We start from the raw sequence: 23,762 nt of genomic DNA on the forward strand, positions 1-23,762 counted from the left end.
CCTAACCCGGAATAACTCCCTGACTATTCCGGCTTCCGACCATCAGAACCACGTGCTGAGCCGCGGCGGCACCGCCGTCCGAAACAGCCGGTCAAGTCCCTCCGCATCCCCGTGGATGCGCCCTGCCAGCGCCAGCCCGCGTGCCAGGTCGTGTCCGAGGTAGACGCTGCCGAGCGCCTCGACCGGCAGGGTCACGTCGGGAGCGTCGGTGCTCGGCTCCACGCGCGCCTCGCCGTCCTGCGCGATGATCCGGTAGCGACCGCCCGCGAACCCGAGCCCGTCGGTGACCTCCAGCACGAGGTCGCCGTCGCTCTCGTAGCGGCGCGCGGTGAGCGTCGCCGGGACGTCGAGGATGCGCACCCAGAGGTGGTCCTGGACGTTCGTGATGCGGGCGCCGCGGATGTCCTGCACGAGCAGCTGCACCGGCTCGTCCACGCCGCGCGTCCACGCCTTCACCTCGGCGACGAGGTCCAGTTCGAGGAGGTAGCGCCAGAGCGCGGTGAGCGCGGCGTCGCTTGTCGCGGCCAGGTAGTTCACCTCCACCACGTGGCGGGAGAAGTCCTCCTCGCCGCCCCGGACCACATAGCTGACGAAGCCCTCCGGCCGTCCCTCGGGTGAGTCGTAGCGCACCAGGAGATAGCGCGCCGCGTCGTCGTCGCCTTTGAGCGGGCCGAGGAGGCGGTCGGCCAGGTGCCGTTCGAGGCCGATCTCGCCGTGGCGGGAGGACATGGCCTCGGCGAGGACGGCGCTCCCGGTCTGGCGGTACTCGTCGGGAGTGGTGAACGACAACCGGCCCGGGGTCGCGCCTCCGGCCCAGCGCACCCGCTTGGCGTCGACGCTCCAGCCGGTCACGAAGGTCGCGGGCCCGAAGCCCCAGCGGCCGTAGATCGTGGACTCGGAGACGGTGAGGATCGCGGCGGCGACACCGAGCGCGTGCGCGGTGCGCAGTTCGGCGCCGAGCAGGGCGGTCGCGACGCCGCGGCGGCGGTGCGTCGGGGCGACCGTGACGGAGCTGATCGCCCAGGTGTCCAGGGCGCGGCCGCCCGGCAGGGTGAGCGGCGCGACCCACGAGTTGACGGTGCCGACCGGCGTGCTCACGCCCTCGTCGTAGACCGCGGTGGTGCGCCGGCCGCCGTAGTTCCCCCTGGCCTCCTCGAGGACCTCCTCGCTGGGCCGGCGCCCGTGGAAGCCGCGGAAGTCCGCGACGATCCACGCGTCGAACGCGGCGGTGTCGGCCGGGTCGACCAGGGCGAGCCGAAGTCCGGCCGCGGCCAGGTCGCCGCTCGCCGCCTCGTCGAGGGGTGCGGTGAGGTGGGTCTGGGTCATTGCTCCACCGTATCGGGGCGGTGCGACGGGGGAACAGGGCCGTCCGAGGCGGGACCAGAGCCGCCCGGCGCCGGGATCAGCGCCGGGCCGATCCCGTCAGCGCCCCGCCATCGCGTGCAGCACCGGCAGCAGGGCGCCCGGCGCGGCCTCCTGCGCCTCCGCGAAGAACGCGGCGTCCGCCGCCTCGACGGACCCGATGGCCGCCTCCGCCGTCGCCGCGCCTCCCGTGGTGACGCGCAGCACCTTGGCCCGACTGTCCGCCGGATCCGCCGCGCGCTCCAGCAGCCCCTTCGCGACGAGCCGCCGCACGACCTCCGACGTCATCCGCGGGTCGGAGCCGGTCTGCTCCGACAGCCGCGCCTGGCTGGGGCTCTCGGACTGGCCGTTCGCCCACCAGGTGGAGGCCAGCAGCACGAACTGGGCATGCGTCAGATCGTGGGGTCGTAGCGCTTCCGCCATCGCCCGTTGCCAGCGCAGGGTGGCGTGCCAGAGGAGGAAGCCCGGGCTGGTGGCCGGCCCCTCGGGGAAGTCCGTCATGCGTCCAGTGTGGCCTGTCCGGCGCGGCGCTCCGCGGCGGCCAGCAGGGCGGCGAGGGATTCGGGGAAGTCGCCGGCGATCTGCGGGCCGAGTTCGGGACCGACTGCGTCGGCCCCGGCGCCGTCGATGACGAGCGAATAGCGCACACGCGTGCCGGCGCCGTCACCCTCGGGGTGGTCCTCCAGGTCGTAGCGGAAGGTCAGGCGGAGTTCGCCGAACTCCGTCACGTCGGCGTAGGTGCGCTCAGGTTCGAGCACGTCGATCCGGGAGGTGATGGGCTCCTGCCCGACGGGCGTCACCGTCAGCTTCGTGCCGACGGCGAACGCCCCGTGCAGCTCGAAGCGGTCGGCGCCGTCATAGGTCAGCGCGCCGGTGTGGAGGTCGCGGACGGCCTCCCAGACGTGCTCGCGCTCGAGTCCGGTGACGGCGGTCTCCTGAGTCGTCCACATGATGAGTCTCCTTTACTCAATGGGTAGATTATCTACGCATAGAATAAAACGGAGGCGACCGACTGCGCAAGCCCCTCTGTCGAAGCAATGCAGTCGCGACGAGCGATCTCCGTACCCTCCGGCCCGGTAGTGTCGGAGCATGGCTGAGAACGAGTCGACCGTGCAGGCGCTGGAGCGGCTGCGGAGCATCCGGCAGAGCATCGACAACATCGACGCGGCCGTCATCCACATGCTCGCCGAACGGTTCAAGTTCACCCAGCAGGTCGGTGCGCTGAAAGCCGAGCACGGCCTCCCGCCAGCCGACCCGGAGCGCGAGCGCGAGCAGATCCAGCGCCTCCGCGTGCTCGCGGAGGAGAGCCATCTCGACCCGGCGTTCGCCGAGAAGTTCCTCAACTTCATCGTGGCGGAGGTCATCCACCACCACGAGCGCATCGCGTCAGAGAACGGCCGCTAGGGCCGTGGCCTGGGACCCCGCGGAGCTCCCGGACGCCCACGACCGGACCGTCGTCATCACCGGCGGCAACGCGGGCGTGGGCTACTTCACAGGTGAGCAACTCGCCCGCGCCGGCGCTCGGGTGGTGCTCGCCTGCCGGGACCCCGAGCGCGCGGAGGCCGCCGTCGCGGCGATCCGTCGGCGCGTGCGCGGCGCCCGGGTGGAGGCCACGCCGCTCGACGTGACGGACCGCGCCTCCGTGGACGCCCTCGCCGACGCCCTCCTCGAACGCGAGCGGGTGGACGCTCTCGTGCTGAACGCGGGGATGGTGCACCCGCCGCGCGAGCGCCGCACCGACCGCTACGGCAACGAGCTCGTCCTCTCCACCAACGTGCTCGGCCACTTCCGCCTCGTCGCCCGCGCGCTCCCCGCCCTGGAGCGCGCCGCGGGCGGCCGGATCGTGTCGCTCGGCTCCCTTGCCAGCCGCCTGGGCTCGCTCCGGCTGGACGACCTCCAGCTCGAGCGGTCGTACACCTCGTGGCGCGCGTACTCCGGCTCGAAGATCGCCGCGCAGGTCTTCGGGTTCGAGCTGGAGCGCCGGCTCCGCGCCGCGGGCAGCGGGGTGACGAGCCTGGTCGTCCATCCGGGCTACTCGACCTCCGGGCGCACGCCCGGCGTCCGCGGCGTCAACCAGCCGAGCCGCGCCAAGCGTTTCGCCGACAATCTCCAGGCCGCGTGGACTCAGGGCAAGGACCACGGCGCGTGGGTGCCGGTGCGGGCGGTGCTCGACCCCACCCTGACCGGCGGCTACCTCGGTCCGGCCGGGCTCACGAAGGGCGCGCCGGCGAACGGGCGGCCGACGCGGTCGTCGCGCTCCCCGCGGACCGGGGCACGGCTGTGGCCGCTGCTGGAGGCCGCCTCGGGTCAGGAGTTCACGGTCCGCTGAGGCGCGCGCTTCAGTCGTCGACGACGATGGAGAGCAGCCGCTGCCCCTCGGGCACCTTGGCGCGCAGCGCGTCGCGGGCGGCCGCGTAGTCGGCCCCATCGGCTTGGATGTGCTGCGTCGCGGACTCCCGGATGATCGCGGTCGCGATCACGCGTCCGCCGCGGGGCATCGCGTTGTGCACCTGCAACAGCTCGAACCCCGCCGGAACCTGCTCCTCGACGCGGGCGCGTGCCGTCTGGGCGTCGTCCGCCTCGGCGGTCAGCTCGCGGGTCTCGGTGGTCTGCGTCACGCCGTGCACTCTCATCGCACGCAACGCTACCGGACTGCCCGTAGATCAGCCACGGGCCGTACATCAGCATCACGGGCCGTACCTCAGTATCCTGGGCGCGCTCTCAGCGGACGCTCAGTCCAGTCGACTGGGCTTGTGCGCATGGACATCGCCTACACCGCCATCGCGCACGCCTCCGGAGGCGGTCGCGACGGTCACGTCCGCAGCGAGGACGACCTGATCGACCTGGACACCCGGCCGCCGCGCGAGCTCGGCGGCTCGGGCGAGGGAACCAACCCGGAGCAGCTCTTCGCGGCCGGTTTCGCGGCGTGCTTCCTCAGCGCCATCCACGCGGTGGGTCGCGCCGGCAAGCTGGACACCTCCGACGCCGCCGTCTCGGCGAGTGTGGGGATCGGGGCCGACGGCGCGGGCGGCTACGGCCTGGCGGTCGAGCTGGACGTCTACATCCCACGCCTCGGCCGGGACACCGCGGAGGAGACGATGGAGAAGGCGCACCACGTCTGCCCGTACTCCAACGCGACGCGGGGCAACGTCCCGGTCAAGCTGACGCTGGTCGACTGACCGGCTGAGGGGCGGTCGCGGCCTCAGTTCGCCGCGACGCGCCCGACCTTCTCGGTCTTGTCCCAGCGCGCCTCCGCGCCGGCCAGCTCCTTGAGGTAGGAGTCGAACGTGATCGCGCAGAGCAGCGACCCGTATCCCGCGAGGTAGATCAGCAGCGGCGCCAGCCAGCGTCCGGCGCGCGTGCGCTCCGACCGCCGGGCGAGCCAGGCGACGACCATTGAGAACGGGATCCAGAGGTAGATCACGAGCGTCAGGATGAACAGCGCCTCGTCGCTCAGGGTGATCCCGAACAGGCCGGGCAGCCAGACCAGGGTGATCGGCGGGAACAGCGCCGTGATCATCACGAGCATGTTGACGATGCCGGGGAACAGCAGGATGTGCCCGAGCTCCCTGCGGCTCGTCTTCGCATCGGTGAGCGAGCCGAGGATGAGCACGAACAGATAGGCGAGCGCCGCCGAGATCCAGAGGACGCGGAACACGTTCGCGGCCAGCTCGTTCTGCAGGAAGAGCAGCCCGGCGAGCCCGATGGCCGAGGTCACCATGATCAGCGGCAGCAGCCACAGGCTGAACCAGACGACGCCGAACGTCCACGCGCCGAGGCGATGCACGCGCGAAGGCCGGAACCAGACCTTCGAGTAGCGCGCCGTGACCGACACGTTGCCGCGCGCCCAGCGCAGCCGCTGCTTCCAGAGCGCGTCGACCGCTCGCGGCTCCTCGGCGAGCACGTGCGCGTGCGGCTCGAACACGACCTTCTTGCCGTGGAGCTGCGTCTCGAAGGTGGTGATGGTGTCCTCGGCGAGCGTGGAAGTGTCCACCCGCCCGCCGATGGCGAGCAGGTTCTCCCGGGTGTGGAGCTGCGCGCCGCCGGCGAGGCAGGCCTGCGCGCCGAGCACGTTCTGGGCGCGCCGCGCCGCGGGCTGCGAGAGCACGTACTCCACGCTGACGAACTTGGTGAGGTAGTTGCGGTCGCGGCTGCCCTCGCGGATGTACGCGGAGACGGCGCCGACGTCGGGGTCCGCCAGGTGCCGGGTCATCCGCCGCAGCGAGTCGGGCAGGTAGATGACGTCGGCGTCCATGATGAGGAGCGCCTCCATCCAGTCCTCGGCGAGGATGTGCTCGATGCCGTGGTTGAGGGTGTGCGCTTTGCCCTGGCCGCCCTGCTCGCGCCGCAGCAGGAAGACGTTGCCCGGATACTGTTCGGCGCGGCTGCCCACGACGACGGGGGTGTCGTCGGTGCTGGCGTCGTCGACCACGTAGATGCGCAGGGCCTCCGTGGGATAGTCGAGCGCCATGAGCCGGTCGATGGAGGTCCCGATCACCGCGCCCTCGTTCCAGGCGGGTACGACGATGGCGACGCGCGGGAGGTAGGGCGCGGCCTTCGTGTAGTGGTTGATCCAGGCGTGGAACGGGATGACGACGAACGTCGCCGCTGCGGCGACCACCGGGATGAGCCCGGTCAGCGCCAGGATCAGGCACACGATGACGCCGACCCACTCCAGCACGCCCAGCACGTCCACGCGGCTCCCCTCCGTTCCCCACAGAGTACCGCGAGCGGGCCTCGGGACAGGAAGCGGCGGTGGGGTGGGATCACCGCGTAATGAGGTTTCCGATCAGCCGGATCATCGAGTCCTTCTCGTCGGGCCTGGACATCGCGATCTCGACGTCATCCATGCGGCCACTCTGCTCGCCCGCTCGACTCGCCGCAGGAAGAAGGGCGCCCTGTGGAAACAGGAACCGCCCTCCACACCTACTCGCGCCCGCGCCTCAGTTACGCGCCGGGCCGCCCAGGGTCCCGCCCGCCGCCAGCCGCATCAGGTCCGACCCCAGGTCGATCCCGAGCTCGTTGCCGCCGGCCGAGCCGAACTCGTGCTGGTAGCTGTTCCAGGACGTGTCCTTGATGCGGGCCTCGACGCCGGTCTCCATGAGGACGACCAGCTCGCGCGCCGCCCGGTCGATGCGCTTGCCGAGAGAGTTGTCCTGCCAGTCCTCGGTCGACGCGAACACCGAGGTCGGCGCCGTCATCGTCCGGAGGTAGGCGAACATCGAGCGCATCTGCTCGTCGACCACCAGGGCGTGCCGGGCGGTGCCGGCGGTCGCGCCGAGGATGACCGGCTTCGCGATCAGGAGGTCGTTGTCGAGCACCTGGAAGAACGAGCTGAACAGCCCGCTCGGGCCGGCCTTGTAGACCGGGGCGGTCGCGATGATCCCGTCGGCCGCCGCGAGGGCCTCGATCGCGGCCGTGAAACGCGGGCCGAGGTGACCGGACGCGAGCGCGCCGGACAGCTCGGGAAGCAGCTCCCGGAGGTCGAGGTTCTGCGTCTCGACCGTGTGGCCGTCGCGCTGGGCCGCGGCCTCCACGCGCAGGGCGAGGCGGTCGGCGAGCATCTTGGTGGACGAGGGGTCGCTGACGCCCGCGTTGACGACGACCACCCGGAACGGGCGCTGGTCGGTGCTGGTCATGATGTCCTTCTCTCGCAATAGAAGCCTGAACCGCCGGCGCTCAGAGCGCCGGGTACTCCGCCTGGAACTCGTCGGCCGAGTCCTGGTAGGGGGAGGCGCCGGTCACGTTGTCGCCGCGGTTGGCGTTCGGGCGCGGCTGGCGCGGCGCGGCGTCGCCGTACTTCGCCTTCACGAGCGACTCGTGGGTCGGGGCCTCGGGCGTCGAGGGGTCTTTGCGGGCCTCGGTCTCCTTGCGGAGCACCGGGATGACCTCCTCGCCGAGCAGGTCGAGCTGCTTGAGCACCGTCTTCAGCGGCAGGCCGGCGTGGTCCATCAGGAAGAGCTGGCGCTGGTAGTCGCCGGCCCACTCGCGGAAGGTCAGCGTCTTGTCGATGACCTCCTGCGGGCTCCCCACGGTCAGCGGGGTCGCCTCGGTGAACTCCTCCATCGTCGGACCGTTGCCGTAGACGGGAGCCTCGTTGAAGTAGGGGCGGAACTCCTTCTTGGCTTCCTGCGACGTCTTGCCGATGTACGCCTGGCCGCCGAGTCCGACGATCGCCTCCTTGGCGGTGCCGTGGCCGTAGTGCTCGAAGCGCTCGCGGTAGAACGCGATCAGGCGCTGGTAGTGCTCCTTGGGCCAGAAGATGTTGTTCGCGAAGAAGCCGTTGCCGTAGTACGCGGCCTGCTCGGCGATCTCCGGGGTCCGGATGCTGCCGTGCCAGACGAACGGCGGCACGTCGTCCAGCGGGCGCGGGGTGGAGGTGAAGCCCTGCAGCGGCGTGCGGAACTTGCCCTCCCAGTCCACGACATCCTCGTGCCACAGCCGGTGCAGGAGGTTGTAGTTCTCGAGCGCGAGCGGGAGGCTCTGGCGGATGTCCTGGCCGAACCACGGGTACACCGGGCCGGTGTTGCCGCGGCCGAGCATGAGGTCCATGCGGCCCTTCGAGAGGTGCTGCAGCATCGCGTACTCCTCGGCCAGCCGCACCGGATCGTTCGTGGTGATCAGCGTTGTGGAGGTCGTCACGATCAGCCGCTCGGTGAGGGCGGCGATGTGCGCGAGCAGGGTGGTGGGCGACGAGGAGAAGAACGGCGGGTTGTGGTGCTCGCCGATCGCGAAGACGTCCAGCCCGACCTCCTCCGCGTGCGTGGCGATCTTCACGATCGCGTCGATGCGCTCCGCCTCGCTCGGGGTCTCGCCGGAGACCGGGTCGCGGGTGATGTCGCTGACGGAGAAGATTCCGTACTGCATTGCTGGCTCCTCAGGTTCGTTCTCGCCGTATCTATGCAAACGCATATAACGACGCCGAGCTGGAAGTATTCCCGGCGGGTGAGACCAGCATGGCGCATCGGGCGGACGGCGAGCCAGGATCATCGACCGTGTGCGTATATCACACGTCAGGCTTTTCTCAGCGGGGTCGGGCAGGCTGGGTCTTATGGGGGAGCAGGAATCGAAACATCCACGTCGTCGCGGTGCGGCCGCAGCGGCCTTCGTCGGGCTCAGCGTGACGGCCGGGGTGCTGGTCAGTGCGATGGTGGCGCCGGTGGTCGCGGTCGCGGGAGTCGCGACCGAGACCGGCATCCATCTCTTCGAGACGATGCCGGAGGCGCTGACGGTCGACGCGCTCGCGCAGACGACCGACATCTATGCGAAGAACCGCGACGGCGAGCCGGTGCTGCTGGCGTCGGTCTACGAGCAGAACCGCAAGAACGTGGGCTGGGAGGACATCTCCCGTTTCGTCAAGGATGCTCTGACCGCCACGGAGGATCCGCGGTTCTACACGCACGGCGGCGTCGACATCCCGTCCGCCCTGCGCGCCGCGATCGGCAACGCGTCCTCCGGCGAGGTCGGTTCCGGCGCCTCCACCATCACGATGCAGTACGTCAAGAACATCCTGATCCAGCGGGCCGAGGCGATCCGCGACAAAGACGAGCGGGATGCCGCCTACGCCGAGGCCACCAAGACCAGCATGGACCGGAAGCTCCGCGAGATGCGCCTCGCCATCGGGCTCGAGAAGGCGCTCCCGAAAGACCAGATCATGCTCGGATACCTCAACATCGCGCACTTCGGCGGGTCCGTGTACGGCATCGAGGCCGCTGCCGAGTACTACTTCGGCGTGACCGCGGCCGACCTCACGCTCGCGCAGGCCGCCGCCCTCGTCGCGACGGTCAACGCGCCCAACGACTTCCGCATCGACGACCCGGACAACATCGGCGACAACAAGTTCCGCCGCGACAACGACGTCCTGGCCGCGATGCTGGAGGAGAAGAGGATCACGCAGGCTCAGCACGACGAGGCGGTGGCCACCCCGATCGAGCCGAACATCACGCCGCCGTCCACCGGATGCGTCACGGCGAACCCGCTCGGGGCCGGCTTCTTCTGCGGCTACGTGCAGCGGGTGATCGAGAACGAGAAGGTCCTCTCCGACCCGGCCGATTCGCGGTACAGCACGATGAAGAGCGGCGGCTACGACATCTACACGACTCTCGACCTCGACCTCCAGGCGTCCGCCGTCGCCGCGGTCGACGCGTATGTTCCGCGGAGCACGGACGTGCTCGACCTGGGCTCGTCGCTGGTCACTGTCGAGCCCGGCACCGGGCGCATCCTCGCGATGGCGCAGAACAAGGACTTCAACGCCGACCAGGACGAGGCGTCCCCGGAGAACACGGCCGTCAACTACAGCACCGACGAGGCCTACGGCGGGTCGAACGGCTTCCAGGCGGGCTCGACCTACAAGGTCTTCACGCTGGCCGAATGGCTGAAGGACGGGCGATCGCTGAACGATGCCGTCAACGGGGACTCTCGCACGCTCACTCTGTCCTCGTTCAAGGACAGTTGCCAGGGCTCGGGCTCCGGTTCGTACTCCCCGAAGAACGACAGCGGTCAGAAGCCGGGGAACATCTCGGTGCGGGCGGCGACGGCCGGCTCGGTGAACGGGGCCTACTTCTCGATGGCTCAGAAGCTCGACCAGTGCGAGATCCGCAAGACGGCGGAGGCCTTCGGTGTGAGGCGCGCCGACGGCAAGCCGCTGACCTCGTACGTCTCCGATGTCCTCGGCACGAACGAGGTCTCCCCGGTGCGGATGGCCGCCGCCTTCGCGGGCATCGCGAACGCGGGCGTCTACTGCTCGCCGATCGCGATCGACCGTATCGTCGGGCCGGACGGCGCCGAGGTCCCGGTGCCGGAATCCTCCTGCTCGGAGGCGGTGAGCCCGGAGGTCGCCGCAACGATGGCTTCGGCGTTGCAGAGCGTGACCCGCGATGGCACGGGACGGGCGTCCAACCCGAACGACGGCATCCCCGTGTTCGGCAAGACCGGCACGACCGACTCCGAGAAGGACACGTGGTTCGTGGGCTCCACCACCCGGCTGACCACCGCGGTGTGGGTCGGCAACGTGACCGGGGACGTGTCTCTGCGTCGGTCCACGGTCGGCGGCATCCAGGCCGATCAGCTCCGCCACCGGGTCTGGAAGCAGTACATGACGGCCGCGAACACGGTGCGCCCGGGGGAGGGCTTCCCCGAGGCCTCCGCGCGTCCCGCCCACGACTAGCCGCCACGTCCGATTTCCGCCGGTCGGCGTCGGGGGCTGGCAGTAGCCTCGACGAGTGAAGGTCGCTCTGCAGTTCGTCGCGATGGGTCTCGTCTGGGGCGCCAGCTTCCTGTTCATGAAAGTGGCGCTCGAGGGCGTCTCCTTCGGGCAGGTGGCGTGGGCGCGCCTCGTGTTCGGGGCGCTGACGCTCGGGATCATCGTGCTTGCCACGCGCAGCAGGCTCCCGAAGCAGCCGATCGTCTACCTGCACTTCGCGGTCGTGGCGGTCACCTACTGCGTCGTGCCGTTCCTGCTCTTCGCCTGGGCGGAGCAGTATGTGTCCTCCAGCCTTGCCAGTATCTATAACGCCGTCACGCCGATCACGACGGCGATCCTCGCGACGGCCGCGTTCCGCGTCGAGAAGCTCAACCGCGACCAGGTGCTCGGTGTGCTCGTCGGCGTCGTGGGAGTGGTCGTCGTGGTCGGGCCGTGGACGATCGCCGCGCTGTCCGGGAGCGTGTGGGGGCAGCTCGCGTGCCTGGGCGCCGTCACCTGCTACGGCTTCAGCTTCGGATACATCCGGCGGTTCATCAGCCACCGCGACATCCCGGCCACTTCGGTGGCGTTCCTCAACATCGGCCTCGCAGCGGTGATCATGCTGCTGCTGACGCCGGTCGTGGCGCTGTCGCCGATCTCGTTCAGCTGGCCCGTGCTGCTCAGCCTGCTGGCGCTGGGCGCGCTCGGGACGGGCGTGGTCTACATCTGGAACATGAACGTCCTGCGGGCGTGGGGACCGACCGCCACCTCAGGGGTCACCTACGTGACGCCGGTGGTCGGCGTCGCGCTCGGCATCCTCGTGCTCGGCGAGCACCTGAGCTGGAACGAGCCGGTCGGGGCGGCTGTCGTGCTGTGCGGCATCCTGCTGACGCAGCAGCGCGTCCGCCTCTTCACGCGACTAGCGCGGCCGAGATTTGTGCCGAATGTCGCCTCTAGCGCGGCCAAAGTCGACATTCGGCACGAACGTGATGGAGGCTAGGCGACCGTCGGGCCGAAGTGCTCCGGGAGCGTCGAGCGGTGCACGCCGCGCAGCTCCTCGATGCCGACCGTGAACAGGTCCTGCACCTCGAGCACCGGCTGGGCGCCGACCTCGGCGTCGGTGACACCGATGCGGAGGAGCGGCACGCCGCGGCCCTCGCAGAGCCCGCGGAACTTGACGTCGTCCTCGCGCGGCACCGAGACGATGACGCGGGCGGTGGACTCGCTGAACAGCGCCGTCGCGGCGTCCACGCCGTCCCGCTCCTGCAGCTCGCCGAGCCAGACACGCGCGCCGACGCCGAACCGCATGACGCTCTCGGCCAGCGCCTGGGCGAGGCCGCCGTCCGCGAGGTCGTGCGCCGACGAGACCAGGCCCTCGACGGAGGCCGCGTGCAGCGTCTCCGCCAGGGTGCGCTCGGCCGCGAGGTCGACCGCCGGCGGGCGTCCGCCGAGGTGGCCGTGCACCGTGCCGGCCCAGGCGGAGCCGTCGAGCTCCTCGCGGGTGACGCCGAGAAGGTAGATGTTCTCGCCCTCGTCCTGCCAGCCGGCCGGGACACGACGGGCGACATCATCGATCACGCCGAGCACGCCGACGACCGGGGTCGGGAAGATCGGGACGTCGCCGGTCTGGTTGTAGAACGACACGTTGCCGCCGGTGACCGGGATCTCGAGCTCCAGGCAGGCGTCGGAGAGCCCCTCCACCGCCTGCGAGAACTGCCACATCACCTCGGGGTTCTCCGGGCTGCCGAAGTTGAGGCAGTCGGTGACCGCGGCGGGCACGGCGCCCGAGGCGGCCACGTTGCGGTACGCCTCGGCGAGGGCGAGCTTCGCGCCCTGCTTGGGGTCGAGCTGGCAGTACCGGCCGTTGGCGTCGGTCGCGATGGCGAAGCCGAGGCCGCTCTCCTCGTCGACGCGGATCATGCCGGAGTCGTCGGGGAAGGAGAGCGCGGTGTTGCCGCCGACGAAGTAGTCGTACTGGTCGGTGATCCAGCTCTTGTCGGCCAGGTTGGCGCTGCCGAGGAGGGCCAGGACCTGCTCGCGCAGCTCATCGCCGGTGGTCGGGCGCGCCAGCACAGCGGCGGTGTCGGCCTGCAGGGCGTCGATCCAGGTCGGGTAGGCGACCGGGCGCTCGTACACCGGGCCGTCGACCGCGACGGTGCGCGGGTCGACGTTGACGATCTCCTCGCCCTTCCAGTTGATGACGAGCCGGCCGGTCTCGGTGACCTCGCCCAGCACGCTGGTCTCGACATCCCACTTCGCGGTCACGGCGAGGAAGGCGTCGAGCAGCTCGGGCTTCACGACAGCCATCATGCGCTCCTGGCTCTCGGACATCAGGATCTCCTCCGCCGTGAGCGTGGGGTCGCGCAGCAGCACCTTGTCGAGCTCGACGAACATCCCGCCGTCGCCGTTGGAGGCCAGCTCGCTCGTCGCGCAGGAGATGCCCGCTGCGCCGAGGTCCTGGATGCCCTCCACGAGCTTGTCGCGGAACAGCTCCAGGCAGCACTCGATGAGCACCTTCTCGGCGAACGGGTCACCGACCTGCACGGCCGGCCGCTTGGTCGGGCCGCCGGCGGAGAACGTGTCGGACGCCAGGATGCTCGCGCCGCCGATGCCGTCGCCGCCGGTGCGGGCGCCGAACAGCACGACCTTGTTGCCGGCGCCGGATGCGTTGGCGAGGTGGAGGTCCTCATGCCGCAGCACCCCCACCGACAGCGCGTTGACGAGCGGGTTGCCCTGGTACACGGAGTCGAAGTAGGTCTCGCCGCCGATGTTCGGGAGGCCCAGGCAATTGCCGTAGAACGAGATGCCGGAGACGACGCCGTGCACGACGCGCGCCGTGTCGGGGTCGTCGATGCGGCCGAAGCGGAGCTGGTCCATGACCGCCACCGGGCGGGCGCCCATCGAGATGATGTCGCGGACGATGCCGCCGACGCCGGTCGCCGCGCCCTGGAACGGCTCGATGTACGACGGGTGGTTGTGCGACTCCACCTTGAAGGTGACCGCCCAGCCCTCGCCGACGTCCACGACGCCCGCGTTCTCGCCCATGCCGACCATGAGGTTCTTCTTCATCGCCGGAGTGACCTTCTGCCCGAACTGGCGCAGGTAGATCTTGGACGACTTGTACGAGCAGTGCTCCGACCACATCACCGAGTACATGGCCAGCTCGCCCGAGGTGGGGCGGCGGCCGAGGATCTCGCGGATCTGCGCGTACTCGTCGGGCTTGAGGCCGAGCGCCGCGTACGGCTGCTCCTTCTCCGGAGTCGCGGCGGCGTTCGCGACGGTGTCGACGACATGCTGGACGGTGGTGTCGGTCACGCGGGCACTCCAGGCTGCTGGCGGTGGCGGGGGATGGGAGCCATTCTACCGGGGTGCGAGGGCGCGCCGTCCCGGGCGAATGAGAGGATGTGCAGAGGTGTCGTTGCACACCCTCTCTTGCAGGAAAGAAGGCCGACCATGCAGATCCCACGCCCGTCGCAGGAGACGATGGAGCTGTTCCGCTCGGTGGTGCCCGACGCCCCCGGCGTCGAGGTCAAGCCGATGTTCGCCAACCTGGGCGCATTCGTGAACGGCAACATGTTCGCCGGCCTGTTCGGCGAGAGCGTCGGGGTGCGCCTCCCGGACGACGCCGTGCGGGAGGAGCTGCAGGCGATCGACGGCACCGGTCCGTACGGGCCGGCCGAGCGTCCGATGGGCGGCTATGTCGCCCTCCCGGACGCCTGGCGCGCCGAGCCCGACCTGCTCCGTGAGTGGATCGGCGTCGCGCTGGAGCAGGTCGGCAGAATGCCGCCGAAGGAGAAGAAGCCGCGCACGCCCAAACCGTGAGCGAGCACCACACGACCGACCCCGAAACGCGGACAGGGGTCGCAACACGCCGCTTCGGCGGCTGCAAAACGGCGTGTTGCGACCCCTGTGTCTATGAAGGCCGTTCAGGGGGTCGGGACGGCCGCTCGCATGAGCTGGTCGACGTCGCGGGCGGCGCCCTGGTCGGCGGAGAGGGTCATCGCGGCGTACGCCCGCAGTGCCGCCGACACCGGGCGTTCCCGGTCGAGCGGCTTGAACCCGCGACCCGCGGCCAGCGCCTCCCGGCGGGCGTCGAGCTCGGCGTCGGGCACCTCCAGCCGGATGCTGCGCGCCGCGACGTCGATGGTGATCGTGTCGCCGTCCTCCACCAGCGCGATCGTGCCGCCGGCCGCCGCCTCGGGCGAGACGTGGCCGATCGACAGCCCTGACGTGCCGCCGGAGAACCGGCCGTCAGTGATCAGCGCGCACTTCGCACCCAGGCCGCGGCCCTTCAGGAACGAGGTCGGGTACAGCATCTCCTGCATCCCCGGCCCGCCGCGCGGGCCCTCGTAGCGCACCACGACGACGTCGCCGGCCTGCACGCGCTTGGTCAGGATGGCGTCCACGGCCTCCTCCTGCGACTCGACCACGACCGCCGGTCCGGAGAACATCAGGATGCTCGGGTCCACTCCCGCGGTCTTCACCACGGAGGCGTCCGGCGCCAGGTTGCCGCGCAGGATCGCCAGGCCGCCGTCCGCGGAGTGGGCGTGCGCGACATCCCGGATCACCCCGCCCGCAGCGTCGGTGTCCAGCGACTCCCAGCGTTCGGACTGGGACGACGCCTGCGCCGAGCGCACCCCGCCCGGTGCCGCATGGAACAGCTCCAGCGCCTCGTCCGTCGCCGAGCCGCCGCGGATGTCCCAGTCCGCCAGCCACGCCTCCAGCGACGGAGCGTGGATGCTGTGCACCCCGCGGTCGAGAAGCCCGGCGCGGTCGAGCTCGCCGAGCAGCGCGGGCACGCCGCCCGCCCGGTGCACGTCCTCCACGAGTGCCGCGCCGTTGGGCGCGACCTTGCTGAGGCACGGGACGCGGCGGGAGAGCCGGTCGATGTCGTCCAGGTCGTAGTCGATGCCGCCCTCGCGCGCGGCCGCGAGCAGGTGCAGGATCGTGTTGGTAGAGCCGCCCATCGCGATATCGAGCGCCATCGCGTTGCCGAAGGCCTCCCGGGTCGCGATCGATCGCGGGAGGACCGACGCGTCCTCGCCGTCGTAGTAGCGGTGCGCGAGTTCGACCGCGGTCGCGCCGGCCTTCTCGTAGAGCGCGCGGCGCGCGGTGTGGGTGGCGAGGGTGGAGCCGTTGCCCGGGAGGCCGAGGCCGAGCGCCTCGACCAGGAAGTTCATCGAGTTCGCGGTGAACATCCCCGAGCACGAGCCGCAGGTCGGGCAGGCGGCCTCCTCGACGCGCAGCAGGTCCTCGTCGGAGACGGCGTCGTTCGCCGAGTCGGCCATCGCAGAGACGAGGTCGAGCTTGCGGACCGTGCCGTCCACGAGCACCGTGCGGCCGCCCTCCATCGGGCCGCCCGAGACGAACACGGTCGGGATGTTCAGGCGGAGCGCGGCCAGCAGCATGCCGGGCGTGATCTTGTCGCAGTTGGAGACGCAGACCAGCGCGTCGGCGCAGTGGGCGTTCACCATGTACTCGACGGAGTCGGCGATCAGCTCGCGCGACGGAAGCGAGTACAGCATCCCGCCGTGGCCCATGGCGATCCCGTCGTCCACCGCGATCGTGTTGAACTCGCGCGGGATGCCGCCGGCGGCCTGGACCGCCTGCGACACGATGCGGCCGACCGGCTGCAGGTGGGTGTGGCCGGGGACGAACTCGGTGAAGCTGTTCGCGACGGCGACGATCGGCTTGCCGAAGTCCTCGCGGGCGACGCCGGCGGCGCGCAGCAGCGCGCGGGCGCCGGCCATGTTGCGGCCGTGGGTGACAGTGCGGGAGCGGAGGGCTGGCATGCTTCCATGCTGCGGGCACGGGTGAACACGCGGAAGTCGGCAACACTACTAGTACTGACAGCACTAGTATCGACCGCGTGACCGAACAGGACGACCGCCGCGGCGAGCTCGGCCGCTTCCTGCGCAGCCGGCGCGAGCAGGCGCCCCGCGCCGACTATGGCCTCCCGCCCGTCGGCCGCTCGCGCGACGTCGCGCTGCGGCGCGAGGAGGTCGCCTACCTTTCCGGCGTCAGCGTCACCTGGTACACCTGGCTCGAGCAGGGGCGCCGGATCAACCCGTCCCGCGCGGTGCTCGACGCCGTCGCCCGCACCCTGCGGCTCTCGCCGCCCGAGCACGAGTACCTGCTCTCGCTCGCCGGCTTCGGCCTCCCCTCCCTCGTGCCGACCCGGCCGGTGGAGGACGCTCCTGCGCACGTGCAGCGACTTCTCGACGCGCTCGGCGCCAACCCGGCATTCGCGCTCGCGCCCGACTGGGGGATCGCCGGCTGGAACGCGGCGTACGCCGACCTGTATCCGAACGTCGCGCGCGCGGCGCGCGAGGACCGCAACCTGCTCTGGCTGGTCTTCACCGACCCGGCGGTGCGGGAGCTGCTGCCCGACTGGGAGGAGACGAGCGCGCGCTTCCTGGCCGAGTTCCGGGCCGAGACGGGCACGCGGGCCGGCGACCCGGCGGTGCGAGCGCTGGTGGAGCGGCTGCGGGAGGCCAGCCCCGCGTTCCGCGCGGCGTGGGAGCGCTACGACATCCGCGGCTTCGCGTCACGCGAGCGCCGCTTCCGGCACCCGGGTCAGGGCGAGGTCACCCTGGAGCACCACCAGCTCACCCCGTCCGACCACCCCGACCTGCGCGTGGTCGTCTACACGCGCCTCCCGTAGTCCGCCATCGCTTCCTCACTTTCTCCCGCCTTCACTCGGCGTGTTGCGGGAGAAAGTGCGGAAGCGATGGCTGCTGGGCGGGTTAGGCCTCGACGAGGGTGGAGCGGATAACGCTGGTGAAGAAGGTGAGGCCGTCGATGCCGGAGCGCATGGCGGCGGCGGTGTCGGGGCCGAAGCCGGGCTCGACCGCGTGCTCGGGGTGCGGCATCAGGCCGACCACGTTGCCGCGCTCGTTGCGCACGCCCGCGATGTCGTCCAGCGAGCCGTTCGGGTTCACGCCGGTGTAGCGGAAGACGACGAGGCCTTCGCCCTCCAGCCGCTTCAGCTCCTCGGCCGACGCGATGAAGCCGCCCTCGCCGTTCTTGAGCGGGATGACGATCTCCTGGCCCTGCTCGAAGCCGCTGGTCCACGGGGTGTCCGCGTTCTCGACGATGAGGTGCTGGTCGCGGCGGATGAAGTTGCCGTGGTCGTTCCGGATGAGGCCGCCGGCGACGAGGTGCGCCTCGGCGAGCATCTGGAAGCCGTTGCAGATGCCGAGCACCGGCAGTCCCTTGCCTGCCGCGTCCACGACCTCGGTCATGATCGGCGAGAGGGAGGCGATGGCGCCGCAGCGCAGGTAGTCGCCGTAGCTGAACCCGCCGGGCAGCACGAGCGCGTCGACACCCTGGAGGTCGTGGTCGCCGTGCCAGAGCGCGACCGGCTCGGCGCCGGCGATGCGGACGGCGCGCAGCGCGTCCCGGTCGTCGAGCGAGCCCGGGAAGGTGATGACGCCGATGCGCATCAGGCGTCCACGCCCGGGTAGTGGATGCCCACCACGTCCTCGATCACCGAGTTGGAGAGGATCTCGTTGGCGATCTCCGTCACCGCGGCGCGAGTCGCGTCGTCGATCGGACCGTCGACGGTCAGCTCGAACCGCTTGCCGACGCGGACTCCCGAGAACTGGCCCTTGCCGATCCGCGCGAGGGCGCCGGCGACGGCCTTGCCCTGCGGGTCGAGCAGCTCAGCCTTAGGCATGACTTCCACAACGATCGTCGACAAAGGGTGATCTCCGCTCCACTCGCGCATCCGGGCCACAGCGATTCTACCGTGGGGCGGAGGGCCCTCGGTCCGCCCGGGCGGTCTGGGCCGCGAAGGCGAGCGCGCGGCCGGCGAGCCCGGCGTGCAGGCGCGCGAACAGGGCGGCGGAAGCGGCGCCCGGCCAGTCGGCGGGGAGGGCGGCGGCGGGGAGGCCGGGGTCGCGGTAGGGGATGACGCGCCACTCGTCCAGGAGGCGGATCCACAGGGCGAAGGCGTCACGGTCGTCAACCGGGGCCGGCGTGTTCTGAAAGCGGGCGAGGAAGCTCTCGTGGAGTGAGCGGAGGGCGGGGAGGTCGTACCAGCGGGCGACGGCGGAGGCGAGGTCGGGGGTGGACGGGTCGGCGGCGAGCTTCGCGCCGCTGAACAGGTCGGCGCCGAACGCCCGCCCGACCTCCGCGAGTTCGCCCTCCAGGCTGTCGGGGCCGATCCAGAGCCCGTCGGCCACCGTTCCGCAGCCGAGCGCTGCGAGCGCCCGCCTCAGCCGGTTCCGCTGCGAGCGCTGATGCTCGGGGAACGAGAACGACACCAGGCACCAGGAGGCCGGCGCGGCGCGCTCGCCGAAGATACGGGCGTCCCCGCGCTCCAGCATCGGTACCGCGGCCGGGTGGAGCGCGTAGCCGGCGACCCCGTCGCGCGGCTCGCGGACCAGGACGCCTCGCGTGCACAGCCGCGCGAGGCTGGAGCGCGCGGTGGTCGCGGGGACGCCGAGCGCGGCCATCAGCTCCGCGGCGCCGGCGGCGCTCATCCAGCCGCCGAGCGGGCGCAGCGTGCTGCCGACGACCGTGCGGAGCATGGCGGTGGCCGAACCGCTGCGGGCTTCGAGGTCCTCGCGGGCGGCTGCCTCCCGTGCCGACCCGTCCACCGGCGCGCTCATTCCGCGATCAGCTGCCCCAGCACATCCCGCACCGCCGCCAGCCCGACCGCGACCTCCTCGAAGCTCGTGCTGAGCGGCGAGAGCCCGATCCGGAGGCCGTCCGGGTCGCGGTAGTCGGGGATGACGTCGCGCTCCCAGAGCCGGGCCGTGACCTCCCGCATCGCCGGGTGGTCGAGGGTGACGTGCCCGCCGCGCTGCGATGGGTCGCGCGGGCTGGCGAGCGTGACGCCGAGCGGGGTCAGCCAGGTGTCGGCGAGCCGGACGGCGAACGTCGTGAGAGCGACCGACTTCGCGCGCACCGCGTCGATCCCGCACTCCGCGATCATCGCGATGGTGTCCTGGAGGGCGAGCATCCCCACGATCGGCGGCGTCCCGGAGATGAAGCGCCGGACGCCGTCCGCCGGCTGGTACTCCGGCCCCATCAGGAACACGTCGCGCACGCCCATCCAGCCCTGGATCGGCTGTTCGAGCCGGCGTTGGAGGCGGCTGTTCACGTAGCCGAACGCGGGCGAGCCGGGGCCGCCGTTCAGGTACTTGTAGGTGCAGCCGACGGCCAGGTCGGCGTCCCACGCGTCGAGCTCGACGGGCACCGAGCCGGCGGAGTGGCAGAGGTCCCACAGCACGAGGGCTCCCACGTCGTGGACGATGCGCGTGATCGCGCGCGCGTCGGCGAGGAACCCGGAGCGGTACGCGACGTGGCTGAGCACGACGAGCGCCGTGCGCGGCCCGACCGCCGCCGCGACCTGCTCGGGCGTCACGCCGGACTCGGTGTCCGCCTCGATCCAGACCAGCGAGAGCCCGCGTTCGCGCGCAATGCCGTCGAGCACGTAGCGGTCCGTCGGGAAGTTGTCGGTGTCGAGCACGATCTCGCTGCGTTCGGGCAGCGAGTCGACGGCGGCGCGCGCCAGCTTGTAGAGGAGCACGGTCGTGGAGTCGCCGATGAAGGCCTGCCCGGCCGCAGCGCCGAGCGCGGTCTCGCCGAGCGTGTCGCCGATGCGGAACGGCAGCTCCATCCACTCCTCGTCCCAGCCGCGGATCAGGCGGCCGCCCCAGCTCTCCACGAGGAACCGCTGGATGCGTTCGATGCCGGCGAGCGTGGGGCGCCCGAGGGAGTTGCCGTCGAAGTACGCGACGACCGGGGTCGCGGTGCCGAGGTCGGCGGGCGCGGTCGCGGTGACGCCCACGAACCGGTCGCGGTAGTGGGCGAGCGGGTCGGCGGCGTCGAGGGCGCGCGCGGCGTCGAGGGGGTCGCCGGCGAGCGTGTCGGCAGCGGCTTCGGCGGCCTCGTCGTCGAGCGGGTCGTAGGCGAACAGGTCGTCGGGGATGTCGGTCATGGGGTGTCCTGTCCAAGCGGTCGGGAGGGGAGGGTGAGGAGGTCGGGGACGCGTACGCCGCGGGCGGTGGCGAGCCAGGCGGGCAGGTCGCGGTGGTCGGCCGGAGGCGGGGTGGGGATCCAGGCGACGCGCGGGCCGAGGGACGCAGTCGGTTCGCCTGCGATCGTGCGCACGAGTGCCGCGCCGGTCAGCCCGGCCTCCTGCAGCGCGGCGAGCTCGCGCGCGTCGACGCCGACGGGGAGGTCGCCGTTGCCGAGGTCGGTGCCGTACAGCACACTTCCGCCGGCGCCGGCGAACCGGCGCAGGTTGTCGACGGCGACCCGGTAGTGCTCGGTCGGGATGCCCCAGCCGTGGATGTCCAGGGTGCTGATCCACGTCATCCCGCGGCGGACGGACTCCGCGACGAGCGCGTCGTCGAGCCGTTCGGTGAACGGGGTGTGCGCGAGCTGATCGACACCGGCAGCCACCGCGCGGGCGGTCTGGCCGGGGCCCTGCACGTGCGCGACGACGGGGCGGCCGGTGGCGTGGGATTCCGCCACAATCGCGGCCAGGGTCGAGTTGTCCACGGTTTCGCCCGCATCGGTGTTGAGCGCGACCTTGATCCGTGAGGCTCCCAGCATGACCTGTTTCCGCACCGCATCCCTGGCCTCCCGCGGGCCGCCGACCTCCAGCGCTGCGCCCTCTGGCGCCCAGCCGGACGCCACCGGGTAGCCGCCCGGGGCGGTGATCAATGCGCCCGCGATCGCGACCGCCGGAAGACCCGGGTGGTCGGCCAGCCAGGAGGTCGCGACGCTCGGGATCCAGCCGAGGTCGACCGCGTGCGTGATGCCGCCGGCGAAGAGCGTGCGGGGGTCGGTGAGGCCGAGGTGCGTGTGATGGTCGGTCAGCGACGGGAAGAGCGTTCCGCCCAGTGACAGCGGTGGCGTGGGGTCGTCAGGGGACGACGCGGCTGCGGGAGCGGCGACGGGCACGAGGCGCTCGCCGTCGATCCGGAAGGTCGCCGGGCCGTCGAACCCCCAACCGCTCCAGGCGGCGTCCACCTGGATGGTCGGGGCCTGTGATCGGGCATCGCTCACTCCGGCGCTCCGATCTCCGTCCGCACCGCGAACAACTCCGGGAAGAAGGTGAGGTCGAGCGCTTTCTGCAGGAAGCTGACGCCGGTGGAGCCTCCGGTGCCGGTCTTCATGCCGATGGTGCGCTGCACGGTCTTCAGGTGGCGGAAGCGCCAGAGCTGGAAGTTGTCCTCCAGGTCCACGAACTCCTCGCACGCCTCGTACTCGCTCCAATGCTCCGACGCGTGCTCGTAGATGTCGCGGAACACCGGGACGAGCTCGGGGGTGAAGACGTGGGCCTCGGTGACGTCGCGGTCGAGCAGCGACGCGGGCACCGCGTGCCCCGCGCGCGCCAGGTAGCGCAGGAACTCGTCGTAGACGCTCGGCGCCTCCAGCAGCTCGGTGAGCAGCGCGAGCGCGCCCGGGTCCTCGCGGAATACCGACAGCATCCGGCGGTTCTTGTTGCCGAGCACGAACTCCACGGCGCGGTACTGGTACGACTGGAACCCCGACGAGTTGCCGAGGAAACCGCGGAACTGCGCGTACTCGGTCGGCGTGAGCGTCGCCAGCACCGACCACTGCTCCGTCAGCGTCTTCTGGACGTGCTTGACGCGCGCGATGCGCTTGAGGGCCGGTTGCAGCTCGTCCGCGCGCAGCAGGTCGCGCGCGGACTCCAGCTCGTGCAGCACGAGCTTCAGCCAGAGCTCCGTGGTCTGGTGCTGGATGATGAACAGCAGTTCGTCGTGGTGCTCCGGCACGCTGACCGGCTTCTGCGCGCTGAGCAGCGTGCCGAGGTCGAGGTACGACCCGTACGACATGCGTTCGCGGAAGTCCGTGACGATGTCCGGATCGAACTCGCGCGTGTTCTGGTTCGACGTCATGTTGCAATTCTGCGCCGGTCGTCAGGGAAGTGCAACAGCCCATCGGCGCTCGACGCCCGGCACGCGGACGTTCGCTGCCGTTCACCGCCCGGTTACCGGGAGTTGCCGCCTCCGTCGTCGCCGGCTTCTACCGTCGTGCCGGGACTTCCTGCGGACGGGAGACGGGAATGGGCAGGCACTACGACCTCGCGATCGTCGGCGGAGGCATCGTCGGGCTCGGGCATGCGGTTGCGGCGCTCCGGCGCGGGCTGACCGTGGCGGTGGTGGATCGCGCCACCGGGGTGGACGGGGCCTCGGTCCGCGGCTTCGGCCACCTCTGCATCACCGGCCAGGAGGGCGAGGCGAGGGCGTACGCGGAACTCGGCCGCGAGCTCTGGCTCACGCTGGCCGTGGAGGCGGGATTCTGGCTCAGCGAGGCCGGCACCGTCGTCGTCGCTCAGGCGCCGGACGAGCAGGCCGTGCTCGAAGAGTTCCGCGAGACGCGCGGAGGTCACAGCGTTCGGATGCTCACCCCCGCCGACGTGCGCGAGCGTGTGCCCGTCGCCGACGGCATCGCCGTCGGGGGCGCCTTCTTCCCCAGCGACCTGCAAGTCGACCCGCGGGAGACCGCGCCGGCGATCGCGCGCTGGCTCGACGCGCACGGGGTCGACTTCTTCTGGCACACCACCGTGACCGGCGTCGAGACCGGCCGGGTGCACACGTCGCGAGGGCGCGTCTCCGCCGACGCTGTCGTGGTCGCCGTCGACCACGAGGTCGACCGGCTGTTCCCGGGCATCGCGGAGGCCCACGGCATCCAGCGCTCCGGGCTCGACATGCTGCTCGTGGAGGGCGACTTCGAACGACCGCTGACGGCGCCCGTGCTGACCGCGCGATCCCTGGTGCGGGCCCCCGGGCTCGGGCGCGTCCCCGGCATCGACGTGCTCCGGGACCGCCTCGCCGCCGAGCGTCCCGACCTGGCCGCGTTCGACATCGACCAGGTGTTCGCCCAGCGGCCGGACGGCTCCGTCCTGCTCGGCGCGGCCAGGCGGAGCGGCGACGACGTGCCGCCGTTCCAGTCGGAGACCGCGTTCGAGCTGCTGCTGGACGGCGCGCGGGCGCTGTTCGGCCTCGGTCGCGTGCGCGTGCTCGAACGCTGGCAAGGAGTCCACGCGTCGGCCACCGACGACTTCCTCGTGTCCTCACCCGCGCCGTCCGTCCGCGTCGTCTCGGTGACCTCCGGCATCGGGATGACCACCGGGCTCGGCCTCGCCGACCGCGTGGTGGACGAGCTGTTCGCCACCGCGCCGGGAGTGCTGACCGCCGCCGGGGCTGCGCGCACACGGTGATCGCACCGGACC

General features: G+C 71.2%; 23 protein-coding genes. 8 read left to right on the forward strand and 15 right to left on the reverse strand.

Translation table 11 applies throughout. The features are described 5' to 3' along the window. Nucleotides 1-42 precede the first annotated feature (42 nt). The 3 genes from ACR5MH_RS17150 to ACR5MH_RS17160 all read right to left on the reverse strand — a co-directional run bounded on the left by ACR5MH_RS17150 (nucleotide 43) and on the right by ACR5MH_RS17160 (nucleotide 2,312). Nucleotides 43-1,326: a GNAT family N-acetyltransferase gene (locus ACR5MH_RS17150; RefSeq protein WP_431348291.1), complete on the reverse strand. Its 1,284-nt coding sequence runs from the start codon at nucleotides 1,324-1,326 to the stop codon at nucleotides 43-45. Nucleotides 1,327-1,422: 96 nt separating this feature from the next. Continuing rightward, complete coding sequence (locus ACR5MH_RS17155) at nucleotides 1,423-1,863, reverse strand: MarR family winged helix-turn-helix transcriptional regulator (RefSeq protein ID WP_431348292.1); 441 nt, start codon at nucleotides 1,861-1,863, stop codon at nucleotides 1,423-1,425. Next, nucleotides 1,860-2,312, reverse strand: a complete 453-nt coding sequence (locus ACR5MH_RS17160; protein WP_431348293.1) for a polyketide cyclase — start codon at nucleotides 2,310-2,312, stop codon at nucleotides 1,860-1,862. Before ACR5MH_RS17160 ends, ACR5MH_RS17155 begins: the two co-directional genes overlap by 4 nt. A gap of 139 nt (nucleotides 2,313-2,451) precedes the next feature. On the opposite strand from ACR5MH_RS17160, the gene ACR5MH_RS17165 reads away from it, so the two are divergent. Together ACR5MH_RS17165 and ACR5MH_RS17170 are read left to right on the forward strand one after the other, a co-directional pair. Then, nucleotides 2,452-2,766: a chorismate mutase gene (locus ACR5MH_RS17165; RefSeq protein ID WP_185275984.1), complete on the forward strand. Its 315-nt coding sequence runs from the start codon at nucleotides 2,452-2,454 to the stop codon at nucleotides 2,764-2,766. 4 nt (nucleotides 2,767-2,770) lie between these two features. Next, nucleotides 2,771-3,691 carry an SDR family NAD(P)-dependent oxidoreductase gene (locus ACR5MH_RS17170; RefSeq protein ID WP_431348294.1) on the forward strand — a complete coding sequence of 307 codons (921 nt, stop codon included), beginning with the start codon at nucleotides 2,771-2,773 and terminating at the stop codon, nucleotides 3,689-3,691. A gap of 10 nt (nucleotides 3,692-3,701) precedes the next feature. On the opposite strand, the gene ACR5MH_RS17175 is transcribed toward ACR5MH_RS17170, so the two are convergent. After that, nucleotides 3,702-3,980 (reverse strand): hypothetical protein, encoded by a 279-nt coding sequence (locus ACR5MH_RS17175; protein ID WP_431348295.1) that lies wholly within the window; start codon nucleotides 3,978-3,980, stop codon nucleotides 3,702-3,704. A gap of 141 nt (nucleotides 3,981-4,121) precedes the next feature. Here ACR5MH_RS17175 and ACR5MH_RS17180 point away from each other — a divergent pair, with 141 nt between their 5' ends. Then, a complete protein-coding gene (locus ACR5MH_RS17180; RefSeq protein ID WP_431349446.1) occupies nucleotides 4,122-4,541 on the forward strand; it encodes an organic hydroperoxide resistance protein in 420 nt (139 codons plus the stop codon). 23 nt (nucleotides 4,542-4,564) lie between these two features. On the opposite strand, the gene ACR5MH_RS17185 is transcribed toward ACR5MH_RS17180, so the two are convergent. The 3 genes from ACR5MH_RS17185 to ACR5MH_RS17195 form a co-directional block, all read right to left on the reverse strand. After that, the gene (locus tag ACR5MH_RS17185; protein WP_433861986.1) at nucleotides 4,565-6,058 is read right to left on the reverse strand and encodes a glycosyltransferase family 2 protein; all 1,494 of its coding nucleotides are present in this window, start codon (nucleotides 6,056-6,058) and stop codon (nucleotides 4,565-4,567) included. A gap of 247 nt (nucleotides 6,059-6,305) precedes the next feature. Next, a complete protein-coding gene (locus ACR5MH_RS17190) occupies nucleotides 6,306-7,001 on the reverse strand; it encodes a CE1759 family FMN reductase (protein ID WP_431349448.1) in 696 nt (231 codons plus the stop codon). A gap of 40 nt (nucleotides 7,002-7,041) precedes the next feature. Then, nucleotides 7,042-8,229, reverse strand: coding sequence for an LLM class flavin-dependent oxidoreductase (locus ACR5MH_RS17195; RefSeq protein WP_433861987.1), 1,188 nt, complete (start codon nucleotides 8,227-8,229; stop codon nucleotides 7,042-7,044). A 184-nt stretch (nucleotides 8,230-8,413) separates the two neighbouring features. Here ACR5MH_RS17195 and ACR5MH_RS17200 point away from each other — a divergent pair, with 184 nt between their 5' ends. Both ACR5MH_RS17200 and ACR5MH_RS17205 read left to right on the forward strand, forming a co-directional pair. Then, nucleotides 8,414-10,528, forward strand: coding sequence for a transglycosylase domain-containing protein (locus ACR5MH_RS17200; protein WP_433861988.1), 2,115 nt, complete (start codon nucleotides 8,414-8,416; stop codon nucleotides 10,526-10,528). A 55-nt stretch (nucleotides 10,529-10,583) separates the two neighbouring features. After that, nucleotides 10,584-11,543 (forward strand): DMT family transporter, encoded by a 960-nt coding sequence (locus tag ACR5MH_RS17205; RefSeq protein ID WP_431348297.1) that lies wholly within the window; start codon nucleotides 10,584-10,586, stop codon nucleotides 11,541-11,543. Here the strand turns inward: ACR5MH_RS17205 and purL are convergent. Continuing rightward, nucleotides 11,540-13,858, reverse strand: coding sequence for a phosphoribosylformylglycinamidine synthase subunit PurL (gene purL, locus ACR5MH_RS17210; RefSeq protein WP_431348298.1), 2,319 nt, complete (start codon nucleotides 13,856-13,858; stop codon nucleotides 11,540-11,542). The two genes, ACR5MH_RS17205 and purL, sit on opposite strands and share 4 nt — an antisense overlap. A gap of 138 nt (nucleotides 13,859-13,996) precedes the next feature. Here purL and ACR5MH_RS17215 point away from each other — a divergent pair, with 138 nt between their 5' ends. Beyond that, nucleotides 13,997-14,365, forward strand: coding sequence for a TfoX/Sxy family protein (locus ACR5MH_RS17215; protein WP_431348299.1), 369 nt, complete (start codon nucleotides 13,997-13,999; stop codon nucleotides 14,363-14,365). A 104-nt stretch (nucleotides 14,366-14,469) separates the two neighbouring features. Here ACR5MH_RS17215 and ilvD read toward each other — a convergent pair whose 3' ends face one another. After that, the gene (gene ilvD / locus ACR5MH_RS17220) at nucleotides 14,470-16,335 is read right to left on the reverse strand and encodes a dihydroxy-acid dehydratase (protein WP_431348300.1); all 1,866 of its coding nucleotides are present in this window, start codon (nucleotides 16,333-16,335) and stop codon (nucleotides 14,470-14,472) included. 77 nt (nucleotides 16,336-16,412) lie between these two features. Here ilvD and ACR5MH_RS17225 point away from each other — a divergent pair, with 77 nt between their 5' ends. Beyond that, nucleotides 16,413-17,207 (forward strand): helix-turn-helix transcriptional regulator, encoded by a 795-nt coding sequence (locus tag ACR5MH_RS17225; RefSeq protein ID WP_431348301.1) that lies wholly within the window; start codon nucleotides 16,413-16,415, stop codon nucleotides 17,205-17,207. Between the two features lie 82 nt (nucleotides 17,208-17,289). Here the strand turns inward: ACR5MH_RS17225 and purQ are convergent, their stop codons facing one another. From purQ to kynA, 6 genes are read right to left on the reverse strand one after another with little or no spacing between them, the layout of a single operon-like run. Beyond that, nucleotides 17,290-17,988: a phosphoribosylformylglycinamidine synthase subunit PurQ gene (gene purQ, locus ACR5MH_RS17230; RefSeq protein ID WP_431348302.1), complete on the reverse strand. Its 699-nt coding sequence runs from the start codon at nucleotides 17,986-17,988 to the stop codon at nucleotides 17,290-17,292. Continuing rightward, nucleotides 17,988-18,272, reverse strand: coding sequence for a phosphoribosylformylglycinamidine synthase subunit PurS (purS, locus tag ACR5MH_RS17235; protein ID WP_433862667.1), 285 nt, complete (start codon nucleotides 18,270-18,272; stop codon nucleotides 17,988-17,990). The genes purQ and purS overlap by 1 nt, the downstream gene beginning before the upstream one ends. 16 nt (nucleotides 18,273-18,288) lie before the next feature. Then, the gene (locus ACR5MH_RS17240) at nucleotides 18,289-19,158 is read right to left on the reverse strand and encodes a PaaX family transcriptional regulator (protein WP_431348304.1); all 870 of its coding nucleotides are present in this window, start codon (nucleotides 19,156-19,158) and stop codon (nucleotides 18,289-18,291) included. After that, nucleotides 19,155-20,492, reverse strand: coding sequence for a kynureninase (locus ACR5MH_RS17245; RefSeq protein ID WP_431348305.1), 1,338 nt, complete (start codon nucleotides 20,490-20,492; stop codon nucleotides 19,155-19,157). The genes ACR5MH_RS17240 and ACR5MH_RS17245 overlap by 4 nt, the downstream gene beginning before the upstream one ends. After that, complete coding sequence (locus ACR5MH_RS17250) at nucleotides 20,489-21,568, reverse strand: hypothetical protein (RefSeq protein ID WP_431348306.1); 1,080 nt, start codon at nucleotides 21,566-21,568, stop codon at nucleotides 20,489-20,491. Before ACR5MH_RS17250 ends, ACR5MH_RS17245 begins: the two co-directional genes overlap by 4 nt. Continuing rightward, nucleotides 21,565-22,425: a tryptophan 2,3-dioxygenase gene (gene kynA / locus ACR5MH_RS17255; RefSeq protein WP_431348307.1), complete on the reverse strand. Its 861-nt coding sequence runs from the start codon at nucleotides 22,423-22,425 to the stop codon at nucleotides 21,565-21,567. Before kynA ends, ACR5MH_RS17250 begins: the two co-directional genes overlap by 4 nt. Nucleotides 22,426-22,592: 167 nt before the next feature. Between kynA and ACR5MH_RS17260 the strand changes: the two genes are divergently transcribed. Continuing rightward, the gene (locus ACR5MH_RS17260) at nucleotides 22,593-23,750 is read left to right on the forward strand and encodes a TIGR03364 family FAD-dependent oxidoreductase (RefSeq protein ID WP_431348308.1); all 1,158 of its coding nucleotides are present in this window, start codon (nucleotides 22,593-22,595) and stop codon (nucleotides 23,748-23,750) included. Nucleotides 23,751-23,762 lie beyond the last annotated feature (12 nt).

Source organism: Streptomyces sp. L7, from assembly GCF_050990935.1.
In the GTDB taxonomy this organism is placed as follows: domain Bacteria; phylum Actinomycetota; class Actinomycetes; order Actinomycetales; family Microbacteriaceae; genus Leifsonia.